Source organism: Streptomyces sp. CA189, assembly GCF_056428985.1.
Genome location: NZ_JBWJVM010000033.1, coordinates 79321 through 91139 on the forward strand (window position 1 = coordinate 79321; position 11819 = coordinate 91139).

Genomic DNA, 11819 nt, shown 5'->3' on the forward strand with positions numbered 1-11819 from the left:
AGGCACCGCGAGAGGGCGACATGGACGATCCTTCGGTGGCTCTGCCGGGCGGAGCCGACCCCGCCGAGCGGACGCGGGAACTGCGCCGGGCCCACGCCGCGTTCACCCAGGACGGGCGGGTCGAGGCCCCGGTGCGGGCGGTCATCGCGAGGTCCTGGCGCCGCTGCGCCCGGGCCCGGGTCAGCCCGGAGTGCGCGCCCCGGGTGGAGCTGGCCGGGGCGGAACTGCGGTCGTACCGGGAGCAGCACCCGCTGGCCCGGGTGCTCCCGCTGTTCCGGGACCTCGTGGGCGCCTTCACCTCGGACGGGGCCCATCTGCTGGCGGTGTGCGACGCACGGGGTAGCCTGCTCTGGGTGGAGGGCGAACCCGCCACGATGCGGCGGGCCGAGCGCCTCGGCTTCGTGCCGGGCGCCCGCTGGGCGGAGACGGCGATGGGCACCAACGCCCCCGGCACGGCGGTGGCGGTCGGGGAGCCGGTCCAGGTCTTCGGCGCCGAGCACTTCAGCCGCCGGGTGCACCCGTGGACCTGCGCGGCGGCTCCGGTCCGCGATCCGCGCACCGGAAGGGTGCTCGGCGCCGTCGACGTCACCGGGGGCGACTGGCTGGCCCATCCGCACTCCCTCGCCTTCGTGCGGGCGGTGGCGTGCGCGGCGGAGGCCCGGCTCGCGCTGCTGGATCCGGCGCCCAAGGCTCCCGGGGACTGCCTCACCGCGCTCGGCCGCGACGAGGCGCTGCTGACCGGCGATGGCCGTGAGGTCCGGCTCGGGCGGCGGCACAGCGAGATCATGGCGCTGCTCGCGCACCACCCCGAGGGCCTGTCGGGAGAGGAACTGGCGATCGCCCTGTACGAGGACGAGTCGGTGTCACCGGTGACCCTGCGCGCCGAAATGTCACGGCTGCGCGGCCTGCTGGGGCCCCGGGCCCCGCTCTCCCGCCCCTACCGCGCGGCCGCGCCGCTGGAGGCCGACTTCACCGCCGTCACCCGGCATCTGGCCTCCGGCGCCGTCTCGGCGGCCCTGGCCCGCTACCCGGGCCCGCTCCTGCCCGCCTCCACGGCGCCCGGCATCGTCCGGCTCCGGCGGCGGATCGAGGAGCAGGCGCGGGCCGCCGTGATCGCGCGGGCCGACCCGGGGCTGCTCACCGACTGGGTGTGCAGCCCGTGGGGCGCCGAGGACGTCGCGGTCTGGCGGGCACTGGCAGCCGTACTCCCGGCTGCCGGCCGGACGGCCGCGCTGGCCCGCGTACGGGCCATCGACGCGGAACTCGGGGCGTCACCCGGGGACTTGCCGGGTACCGGGCGGGGCCGCAGCGCACCGGAAAGGCCCGGCACCGGCACCACCGTCAGCACCGTCAGCGCCGGCAGCGCGGCGACCACTCCACCGCCCGGGCCCCGTTCACCGCGCGGCCGTGCAACGTACCGGCAACCTGCCCGCCCCTAGCCTCGCGGCGAGCACCGGCCGACGGCGGCCGGCGCCCGGCAAGGGAGGACCACCCATGGCCCGTTACGCTGCGCCCGGCACCGAAGGCGCGCTCATGTCGTACGCGTCCCGCTACGGCCACTTCATAGGCGGCGAGTACGTCGAGCCCGCCCTCGGCCGGTACTTCGCCAACCCCTCCCCCGTGACCGGCGAGACCTTCACCGAGGTCGCGCGCGGCACGGCCGAGGACATCGAGCGCGCACTGGATGCGGCCCACGCCGCCGCTCCCGCGTGGGGTCGGACCTCGGTCACCGAGCGTGCCACGATCCTGCTGCGCATCGCGGACCGGATGGAGCAGAACCTGGAGGCGCTCGCGGTCGCGGAGACCTGGGAGAACGGCAAGCCGATCCGCGAGACCCTGGCCGCCGACATGCCGCTCGCCGTCGACCAGTTCCGCTACTTCGCGGGCGCGCTGCGCGCCCAGGAGGGGGCCCTCAGTCAGATCGACGAGGACACGGTGGCCTATCACTTCCACGAGCCGCTGGGCGTGGTCGCCCAGATCATCCCGTGGAACTTCCCCATCCTGATGGCCGTGTGGAAGCTGGCGCCGGCCCTGGCCGCGGGCAACACCGTGGTGCTGAAACCGGCCGAGCAGACCCCGGTGTCGGTGCACTACCTGATGAGCCTGATCAGCGACCTGCTGCCGCCCGGCGTGGTGAACATCGTCAACGGCTTCGGCGAGGAGGCGGGCAAGCCGCTCGCGTCCAGCCCTCGCGTGGCGAAGGTGGCCTTCACCGGGGAGACCTCCACGGGGCGGCTGATCATGCAGTACGCGGCGGAGCACCTCAAGCCGGTCACGCTGGAGTTGGGCGGCAAGAGCCCCAACCTCTTCTTCGACGACATCTGGACCGCCGACGACGACCTGCGGGACAAGGCCCTCGAAGGGTTCACGATGTTCGCCCTCAACCAGGGCGAGGTGTGCACCAGCCCCTCCCGCGCCCTGATCGAGCGCGGCCGCTACGGCGACTTCCTCGACGCGGCCGTGGCCCGCACCGAACTGATCGTGCCGGGACACCCGTTGGACACGGACACGATGATCGGCGCGCAGGCGTCGGCGGAGCAGCTGAAGAAGGTGCTGTCGTACGTGGAGATCGGGCAGCAGGAGGGCGCGAAGGTCCTGACCGGCGGGCAGCGCGTGGAGCACAGTGGCGAACTGGCGGGCGGCTTCTACGTCCAGCCGACCATCTTCGAGGGCGACAACCGCATGCGGATCTTCCAGGAGGAGATCTTCGGCCCGGTGGTGTCGGTGACCTCGTTCCAGGACTTCGACGACGCCGTGCGCATCGCGAACGACACGGCGTACGGCCTGGGCGCCGGCGTATGGACCCGCGACATCAACACGGCCTACCGCGCGGGCCGCGCGATCCAGGCGGGCCGGGTCTGGACGAACTGCTACCACGCCTACCCGGCCCACGCCGCCTTCGGCGGAACGAAGCAGTCCGGCATGGGCCGCGAGACCCACAAGATGATGCTGGAGCACTACCAGTGGACCAAAAATCTGCTGGTGTCCTACTCGCCACAGAAGCTCGGCTTCTTCTAGAGGCACGAAAAAGGGCGCCTGTCCTGTGGTTTTCCCCAGGTCAGGCGCCATCAGCAGATCATCGCGAAGCAGGCCCTAAATATGCCGTTACTCCCAGCTCCTCCCACGCCTATCCCAACTCTGACCATGAGTTCCGGACCAGTCACGGACCAGATCCACGTTCATCCGTCCCCAGGGGCGGACTCGGTGCGCTGGTCCCACTGAGGCATGGACTGCTCGATCAGGTGGTTCGCATGGTCCTGCATCCCTGAGCTGCACGCGCATGAAGGCAGGGCCTCCTGGTAGCTCGGAGATGCAAATCGAACCGAGCGATGCCGTGCCGGGAGGCCCTGCAGCAAGCCTTTCGCCTGATGGGGGCCATCGGGTCCCCCGCGGGCGGCGCGTCGGCCAAACAGTCGGCCCGCGAGACCGGCCTGGCCGTGGCCACCACGTACCACCTGCCGCTCACCCTGACGCACGACGGCTATGTGCATCTCCGCCTGCGGCCAGTCAGCCTCGTCTGCGCTCGGCGCGCATTGCCGCCTGGCCGCCTGGCCGCCAGCGGGCATTCAGAACTGGCCACTGACAATCGTCCTGACGAACATCGAGGCCATTACCTACAATTGATCTCTACCGCAGGTAGCCCACGATCAGCACATGCCCCCGGAACAGCGTCACCGGGCTGGGATCGGCTGAGTGAGGTTCACCGGGTTGCCGTCGGGGTCCTGGATGTGGGCGACGCGCTGTCTCCACGGCATGTCGTTGGGGCCGCTGCGGACCGAGCCGCCCAACGCCTCCACCCGGCCGAGTGTCTCGTCGACGTCGTCGACACCGATGCTGAGCAGAATCCGCGCCGCCGCCCCATTCCCCGGGTTCGCCTTGGCCACCAGCCCGAGGTCGGTGTCGCCGATGCGCAAGACGAGGTAGAAGGCCGGGCCTTCCGATGGCACCCGGAAGATCTCCTCGGCGCCGAACAATTTCGTATAGAAGCCGAGCAGAACGTCATGGTCGGCAGTCACGATCACTGGCTGGATGGTGGACATGGCACCCCTGTCGAGAACGGTCGTGTCGCTGGGTAGACCGTTCGAGGACGGAGAACTCATCGGCGAAAACCACCCCGCCGGACGATCTACAACACAGACTGTCGCCCACGACCAGCATGAGCACCCCGAAACGAGGTCACGCCACCCCTCCGACCAGCCACTTCAAGATGGCGGAGCTTCACTGTCTTTGGCAGGCGGCCACGACCGCGCTGGGGCGGCGTGCGCGACTTAGACGTCGTGCAGCACCGCCGTGATCCGCCTGGCGGCTGAGGCTGCGTGCGTTCCGTAGTCCTCGACGTTCTTCGGTGTCATCCGGACGCGGGGGCCGGAGACGGAGAAGGCGGCGACCGGTTCGCCGCGGCGGGAGAGGACGGCGGCGGCGACGGCGACGACGCCGTCCTCCATCCCTTCCTCGTTGACGGCGTAGCCGCGTTCCCGGATGCGGTCGAGCTCGGCACGCAGGGCGTCCGGGTCGGTGATGGTGTGGGCGGTGCGCTGTTCGAGGCCGCCGGCCAGGTAGGCGTCGACGAAGGCGGCGTCCCGGCGGGCGAGGTAGGCCAGGCCGTTGGCGGAGGTGTGCAGGGCGATCCGGGATCCGAGCTGGCGGAAGACACGTACCGGGTGGGCGCTGTCGAGGCGTTCGATCAGCACCATGGTGCGGTCGTCCTCGGGGACCATCAGGTGCACGGTCTCGCCTGCGTACTCCTGCAGTTCACCGAGGATCGGGAGCGTCAATTCCCGTATGGACCGTACGTGTTCGACTTGGGAGCCGACCGAGAAGGCTTTGGTCGTCATCACCCACTGGGGGCGGTCCTCGCCCACGGTGCGGATCCAGCCCGCGTCAGCCAGTGTGACCAGGCATCGCTGGACGGTGCTCTTGTTGATTCCCAGGGTGCGCGCGAGTTCGCTGAGCCCCACGGGCTGGTCACTCGCCACGGCTTCCAGGACTTGCAGTGCCGTCTTCACGCTCTGTGTCGACATCCACCCTCCTTCTCCGGCCCTGAGCTTAGGCCGCGACCTCAGGCCGCAAGGCATCGGTCCGCCCTTATATCGGCTATTGACGCGACCCACGGTGCAGTCTAGCGTGCGCTGGACCGCAGAGAAGACCACTGGACCGCACAGTAGACCGACTCCGCTCTCGTGAGGAGAAACGATGAGTCTTCAGCTGATGGCGCTGGGCATCCTGGCGCTAGCGTTCCTGGTGGCATCCGTACGGTCCGTGCACATGGGGGCGCTGACGCTCGCCGCCGCACTGGCCGTGGGACTCGCCGCCGGACAGTCCGTCAAGGACATCCTCGGCGGCTTCCCCGTCGACGTCGTCCTGCTGCTCCTCGGCGTCACCTATCTGTTCGGCATCGCCCGCGCCAACGGCACTCTGGACGTCATCGTGGACGCCGTCGTCCGGCGCGCAGGTGCCCGCGGCGCCCTGCTGCCGTGGGTGTTCTTCGCACTCGCGGCCGGCGTCGGAAGCCTCGGTTCGCCGTTGGCCGCGGTCGTCCTCGCCCCCATTGCGCTCTCCTTCGCCCGCCGCGAGGGCCGCGACCCGGTGGTCATGGGCATCGCTGTGGTCACCGGCGGTTCGACCGGCGGCTTTGCCCCGACGAGCCTCTTCGGCATCCTCACGGTCGGCATCGCGAACCGCGGCGGCATCGACGTCGACCCGATGCTGCTCTTCGGCTTCGTCCTCGCGGTCAATACGGCACTCCTCCTCGTCGCCACCTTCCTCTTCCGCCGCCACAGCACGGCCGCGGGCGGCGACGCGACGGCCACGAGCACCGGCCAGGACGTCCCCACCGCCATCGCCACCGCGCACCGACCGGACACGGCCACCGGCGCCACCGAAGCCGGGCCCGGTCCGCGGCCCGAGAAGGCTCAGGCCTCGCGCGGCTTCCAGATCGCCACCCTCACGGCCATCGCCGCCCTGATCGTCTCCGTCGTCGGCCTGACCCTCGCCGGGATCAACGCCAATGTCGGCGCCCTCGCGCTCGGCCTCGGCGTCCTGCTCTCCCTCGCGTTCCCCGCCCGGACGGCGGCCGCCGTACGGCAGGTCGACTGGTCGACGATCCTGCTGGTCGTCGGCATCCTCACCTACGTCGGCGTGCTGGAGCGCCTCGGGGCCGTGGACCTGCTGGGCGACTTCGCCAAGGGAATGGACTCCCCGCTGCTCGCCGCATTCGTACTCTGCACCCTCGGCGCGCTCGTCTCCGCCTTCGCGTCGACCACCGGCATCCTCGGCATCCTCATCCCCCTCGCCCTGCCGCTGGTGGCGGCCGGCTCGCTGCCGGGCGCCGGGCTCGTCATCGCGGTCGCCGTCTGTTCCTCCATCGTCGACACCACCCCGTTCTCCACGGCGGGTGCGGCCGTCGTCGCCTCTGCGCCGGACGAGGCAGGGCGACAACGCATGAGCCGGCTGCTGACCCGATGGGGCCTCTCCATGATCGTGGTCGGCCCGGTCGTCACCTGCGCCGTCCTCATCGCCCCCTCCCTGCTCGGCTGAGGCGCCCCACCCGCCCGTCCTGAAGGAAGCACCTCGTGTCCCACACCACCCCCACACCTCCGCGGCCGCCACACGGCGACGCCCAGGTCACGGCCTCCATCAACGACGGCATCGCGACCCTCACCCTCTGCCACCGCGGCCGCAAGAATGCCATCACCCGGTCCATGGCCCGTCGACTCACGGTGTTGGTTGGTGAGTTGACGTGCCGACCGGGCGTCCGCGTCATCGTCCTGACCGGTGCCGACGGCGACTTCAGTGCCGGCGCGGACATCACCGAACTACGCCCGGACGGACCCGGCGAAGTCGCCGAAGACCTGATGCGCTGCGAGAACGCCCTCCTCGACTGCCCGGTGCCGACGATCGCCGCGATCGAGGGCCACTGCGTTGGAGCGGCCGTACAGCTCGCCCTGGCCTGCGACCTGCGCATCGCCGCCACCACCAGTCGGCTGGCCGTCACTCCCGCGCGCCTCGGCCTCGTCTACCCGGCCCCGGCCGTCGCCCGTCTCGTGCGGGCCATCGGCGCGACAGCCGCCAAGCGCGTGCTGTTCTGCGCCGATCTGCTCGACGCCGCGACCGCCCAGCGATACGGGATCCTCGATGACCTCGCCGAGCCGGATGCCCTCGAGTCGACCGTCGCAGCCCTGGCCCGGACCGTTGCGGCACGCTCACCGGTCAGCGTCGCGGCCGCGAAGGAGATGATCGATGCCGCAGCCGCCACCCCGGACGGTGAAGTCCCCGAAGCGACGGCCCGCAAGTGGGCCGAAACCATCAACCCCGACCTGGCGGTGGGCCTCGCCGCCTTCGCCGCGGGACACCAGCCGCTCTTCCGGCCTCGCATTCCCCGCTGACTCCGGGAGCCACCGACGTCCGCGGTCTCCGACCGCCATCCGGCCCCCTGCGATCAGCCGCCACCGCCACAGAAGCAAACCACCAACACCCGGAAGCGGGCCTGCCCCATGCTCCTCTCCTCCCTCGCCCCCACATCCCCTGAAGCCCGCGGGACCGCTCCCGCCCTGACCATCGACGGCACGTTCCACACCCGAGAGTCGCTCTACAACGCCGCCGAGCGGCTTGGCCGCACCCTCGACGGCGCAGGCCCTGTCGCCGTCAACGCCCTCCCCACCGCCGACACGGTCGTCGCCGTCGTCGCCTGTCTGCTGCGTGGCATACCCGTCGTCCCGATCCCCCCGGACTCCGGGCCTGCCGAAGTCGCCCACTTCCTGCGGGACTCCGGCGCGACCCGCTGGCTCGGCCCCGAACCGGCAGGCGGCCTGCCGCCGCTCCGCCCCACGGGCGCTCCGGCTTCCCCCGCAGCCTCTGGCAAACGCCCGGCGATGATCTTCTACACCTCCGGCACGACCGGCACCCCCAAAGGCGTCCGCCTCTCCGATACCGCCCTCATGCACAGTCTCGACGCGATCGCCGAGGCATGGGAACCCGAGGACACCGTCGTCCACGGCCTCCCCCTCTTCCACCTCCACGGACTCGTCCTCGGCGTGCTCGCATCACTGCACATCGGCTCCCACGTCGTACACACCGGCAAGGCCAAACCCGCCGTCTACGCGGCCACACCCGGCACCATGTACTTCGGGGTGCCGACCATCTGGTCCCGCATCGCCAAGGACGAGACCGCCGCGCGCGCCCTCGCCCGCGCCCGCCTGGTCGTCTCCGGCAGCGCCCCGCTCCCCGTGCCCGTCTTCGACCGGCTGGGGGAGCTCCTCGGCACACCGCCGATCGAGCGCTACGGCATGAGCGAAACCCTCATCACCCTCAGCACCCGCCCGCGCGGCGAGCGCCGCCCCGGTTGGGTCGGCACCCCGCTGCGTGGCGTCGAGACCCGACTGCGAGGCGAGGGCGGCGCACTGCTGCCCGCCGACGGAGACAGCGTGGGCGTCTTGGAGGTACGCGGCCCCTCGCTGTTCGACGGCTACCTGGGCCGCCCCGACGCCACCGCCGCGGCGTGGACCGACGACGGCTGGTTCACCACCGGCGACCTGGCCGTCCGCGACCCCGAAGGGTTCCACCGCATCGTCGGCCGCGAATCCACCGACCTGATCAAGTCCGGCGGCTACCGGATCGGGACCGGCGAGGTCGAGAACGTGCTCCTGGACCACCCGGCGGTGGCAGAGGCAGCAGTCGTCGGCGTCCCCGACGACGACCTCGGCCAGCGCCTCGTCGCCTACGTCGTCACCTCGGCCACTCCGGGCCCGGAGCTGTCGCGGGCGCTCATCGACCACACCGCCCGCACCCTGTCCTGGCACAAGCGCCCCCGCGAAGTCCGCTTCCTGAAGGCCCTGCCGCGCAACGCAATGGGGAAGGTGCAGAAGAAGCTCCTGGGCGCGTAGCCCGAAACGGCACGACCGGCGTTCTGAAACCGATGGACAGTGACCGACGGCAACCGACCTCCATGCATCAAGCTGAGCAGCCCATTGGGCAAGTGCTGTCCACGGGGCTGCGCGGCCGCTCAGTCGCCCCGCCGGCCAGGTCCAGGTCTAGGCACCCGTACGTAAACCGTCGAAACGAGCCGCTGACAACGGGTGGCGAATCATGAGCGATACCGACTCGAGTGAGACCGAGCACCACCTGAGGCGGACCACCGCTGCACGGTGTGCCAGGGCCCAAGCCGACGTTCGCCGCCTTCGCCGGCCACTGCCGGAAGTGACGCTCCGGGCCGCCGTTCCATCGCCGTGTGGTGAGATGGCCGAATGAACGCTCGGGATGTCGCTCACCGACTGTCGGATATCGCCACCCTGCGAAACCTGAGCCGGTCGATGGCGATGCTGGACGCGATCCTCCAGCCCGGCGCACCGTACCTGCGCCGCCACCGATTCGACGCCCATTGGTCCGCGACGCAGGAACTGGCCTCGATGGACAACGGCGGGGGCGACACGTACTCCGTCGTCTTCTCGGCGGCTGGAGCGTACATCCGCGGGTTCGACCACACGTCCCCCATGAGCCCGTACGCAGGCGACGGGGCGCCGTGGCCCGGTGTGGTCGACACCGTCCCGGAGGTGTTCCGGTCGTGCGTCGAGGAAACGGCCTTCCAGCTGGAGGGCATCCCGCACATCACCGTCTGCCTGTGGCGGGAGACTACTGACGAGCAGTGGCGGACGGGCGAGGTCGGCTTCGACGGTGGCCGTTCCGTTCCGGACGGGTCCGACTGGCTCTTCCGCCACCTGGTCGACGGGGCCCCCGAGAAGTACCGGGGCTGGGCTCAGAGGCACTACGGCAAGCCGGTGGACCTGGACGCAGTCATCGACGTGTACGAACTACGGCCTCTCACACCGGATGTGGTCACTGCCCTGAACCCTGATGTGACGCTGGCGCAGCTCGGTGCCACCATCGCGTCGATCGGCTACCCGGCCTGATCGCAAGCGGGGCTCTCAGCGGGCCGCCCCGCCCCGCGTCTCCCGCTACTGGAACTGCTCCACGGGCGTGCGCCGACCGGCCCGGAAGTCGATCAGGGCGGCGCTGATGCTGAGCGCCGAGCCGAAGAAGAGCACCGACAGGTCGGCCGCCACGAGGATCGTCCCACCGCCCCGCACACGGTGCACGACAGCCACCGCATCGTCCTCAGGCAGCAGCACGTGACCGATATCGGCGTCTGCAGCGATGCGGCGATACAGCGCCGCGCCGAACCCGATGAGGCGCCGCTGCTCCGGCGTGGGCGGCATGGCGTCCGCGGCCTTCCCCGCGCTCTCCTCCCTCATCCTGCTGCCCCGCCCCCATCCCCGTCGTGGACCGCGGCGAGTTCCGCGATCAGGTCCACGTCGCGCATCCCGGGCAGGGCGTACCCCTCGGCCTCGTCCCACGGGACGTCGAAGTCGTCCATGTGCACGCGCCACTCGGCATCCGGTAGGGCCCGGCGCAACTCCGTCACAGAATCCAGCACATGGACGATCACGGGCATGAGATGACCGGGATCGAACGGCATCTTGGTGGACCCTGCGACGATCTCCTCCGGATCGGCCGCAAGCCGGTCGTACACGTGAAGGCTTTCCTCGTCGTCGTACGGAAACGACGCCATGTGCGCGGCGACGACGCTCGCGACGGAGGCCGACTCGGCCTTGGTGAGCGGTGTCGTGCGGTGCGCGCTGTAGTAGAGGGAGACGCTCATGGCGGAAGCGTACGACGGGGGTGTGACAGCGCGGGCCGCGCGCCCAGGCCGCTCCGCCCGGGACGGAAGTCAGCCGAGCGCGGAGCAGCCCTTCCCTGCCCGCGACTACGCCGTCGGCGTGGTGCGCTCGAGACGGGCCCGGAGTTCGTCCTCGGCCACGGCGCACTCGGCAGGCAGCCCGGGCAGGAGGGCAAGGGCGGCAGCGATGAGCTCCGCCGACGCCCGCGGGTCCTCCCGGACCGCCCGGAACAGCACATCCGCGTCCATTTGGGCCAGCTGGTAACGCCACGCGGGGTGGGCGTGCGTCGCCGCGTAGTGGTCGGTCAGGATTTCCACGGGGGACAGCTCGGCTCCGCTGCGACGCAGGAGCAGCGCCAGGCCGTACTCGCTGACGAGCCCGCAGATCTCCTCGGCGTCGGCCTTGTTGCGGCGGTGCGCGTCGTGGATCTCGTAGACCACGGCGTACACAAGCGCACGTTCCCGGTCCGTGCGCGGCAGGGGAAACGGCTCGTCCCGCAACAACGCATCCACGTCGGCCGGACGGACGAGGGGGCGACGGCCCGTGCCGGTGGCGGGTGACACCGTCAGGCGGACGGCACCGAGTGCGACGGCTTCCTCCGAGAGCGTGCGCAGGTACCGAAGGCCCTCGCTCGCCTCCGGCTCGACCTCCCGGCAGGCTGCCCGCACCTGCGCGACAGTCGGCCCGTCGGCCCACGCGAACGTCCACGCCCGTGCGGAGCCGGACCACTCGGCCACGACCGCCCCGTGCCGGTGGACGTCGAGGCCGAACCGTCTGGTGAGCGTACGGGTGAGTCGGTGAAGGCGCGTCGCACGGTCGGAATCCATCGGGCCTCAGTATTCACTGCGCCCAGCGGCCCTCGAGCACCGGTTCGGCCGTCGCAAAGCGCCGGTCTCAGCATGCACACAGTGAAGTCGCCACCGGCAGCGCTTGCCTGTAGTGCCCTACCAGCCGTCCTCGGCGGAGTACTCGGGGACGTAGTTCTTGGCTTCACCGTTTGCGACGTACACCAGGCACTTTGAACCGTTCCGGGTTCGGTAGAGATCTCAGTTGTTGGTTGTGACCTGCGGTTTTGTGGTCGTGAGGTAGTAGGCGGTCTCGTACTCGACGGGTGGGACGTGGCCTATCTCACCGTGGAGGCGGCGG

11 protein-coding genes and 1 pseudogene are annotated in these 11819 nt (G+C 70.7%); 7 read left to right on the top strand and 5 right to left on the bottom strand.

From position 1 onward, the window contains the following. Nucleotides 1-20 precede the first annotated feature (20 nt). From AC061S_RS23900 to AC061S_RS23910, 3 genes and pseudogenes are all read left to right on the top strand, one after another. Nucleotides 21-1439, top strand: coding sequence for a sigma-54-dependent transcriptional regulator family protein (locus AC061S_RS23900; RefSeq protein ID WP_478687956.1), 1419 nt, complete (start codon nt 21-23; stop codon nt 1437-1439). A 55-nt stretch (nt 1440-1494) separates the two neighbouring features. Beyond that, nucleotides 1495-3018, top strand: a complete 1524-nt coding sequence (exaC, locus tag AC061S_RS23905; RefSeq protein WP_478687957.1) for an acetaldehyde dehydrogenase ExaC — start codon at nt 1495-1497, stop codon at nt 3016-3018. Nucleotides 3019-3329: 311 nt separating this feature from the next. Continuing rightward, a pseudogene (locus AC061S_RS23910) lies at nt 3330-3479 on the top strand (IclR family transcriptional regulator); the annotation flags it as partial. A 192-nt stretch (nt 3480-3671) separates the two neighbouring features. On the opposite strand, the gene AC061S_RS23915 reads toward AC061S_RS23910, so the two are convergent. Both AC061S_RS23915 and AC061S_RS23920 read right to left on the bottom strand, forming a co-directional pair. Next, a complete protein-coding gene (locus AC061S_RS23915; RefSeq protein ID WP_478687958.1) occupies nt 3672-4040 on the bottom strand; it encodes a VOC family protein in 369 nt (122 codons plus the stop codon). Between the two features lie 228 nt (nt 4041-4268). Then, complete coding sequence (locus tag AC061S_RS23920) at nt 4269-5021, bottom strand: IclR family transcriptional regulator (RefSeq protein WP_478687959.1); 753 nt, start codon at nt 5019-5021, stop codon at nt 4269-4271. Between the two features lie 172 nt (nt 5022-5193). Between AC061S_RS23920 and AC061S_RS23925 the strand changes: the two genes are divergently transcribed. From AC061S_RS23925 to AC061S_RS23940, 4 genes are all read left to right on the top strand, one after another. After that, nucleotides 5194-6537, top strand: coding sequence for an SLC13 family permease (locus AC061S_RS23925; RefSeq protein WP_478687960.1), 1344 nt, complete (start codon nt 5194-5196; stop codon nt 6535-6537). Nucleotides 6538-6572: 35 nt separating this feature from the next. Continuing rightward, nucleotides 6573-7385 carry an enoyl-CoA hydratase/isomerase family protein gene (locus tag AC061S_RS23930; protein ID WP_478687961.1) on the top strand — a complete coding sequence of 271 codons (813 nt, stop codon included), beginning with the start codon at nt 6573-6575 and terminating at the stop codon, nt 7383-7385. A gap of 108 nt (nt 7386-7493) precedes the next feature. Then, nucleotides 7494-8882, top strand: coding sequence for an AMP-binding protein (locus AC061S_RS23935; RefSeq protein ID WP_478687962.1), 1389 nt, complete (start codon nt 7494-7496; stop codon nt 8880-8882). 360 nt (nt 8883-9242) lie between these two features. Further along, entirely contained in the window at nt 9243-9905 is a 663-nt protein-coding gene (locus AC061S_RS23940; protein ID WP_478687963.1) for a hypothetical protein, read from the top strand. A 45-nt stretch (nt 9906-9950) separates the two neighbouring features. On the opposite strand, the gene AC061S_RS23945 is transcribed toward AC061S_RS23940, so the two are convergent. From AC061S_RS23945 to AC061S_RS23955, 3 genes are all read right to left on the bottom strand, one after another. Then, nucleotides 9951-10247, bottom strand: coding sequence for a hypothetical protein (locus AC061S_RS23945; protein WP_478687964.1), 297 nt, complete (start codon nt 10245-10247; stop codon nt 9951-9953). Further along, nucleotides 10244-10654 carry a hypothetical protein gene (locus tag AC061S_RS23950; RefSeq protein ID WP_478687965.1) on the bottom strand — a complete coding sequence of 137 codons (411 nt, stop codon included), beginning with the start codon at nt 10652-10654 and terminating at the stop codon, nt 10244-10246. Before AC061S_RS23950 ends, AC061S_RS23945 begins: the two co-directional genes overlap by 4 nt. 105 nt (nt 10655-10759) lie before the next feature. Further along, entirely contained in the window at nt 10760-11500 is a 741-nt protein-coding gene (locus AC061S_RS23955) for a hypothetical protein (RefSeq protein ID WP_478687966.1), read from the bottom strand. Nucleotides 11501-11819: the final 319 nt, after the last annotated feature.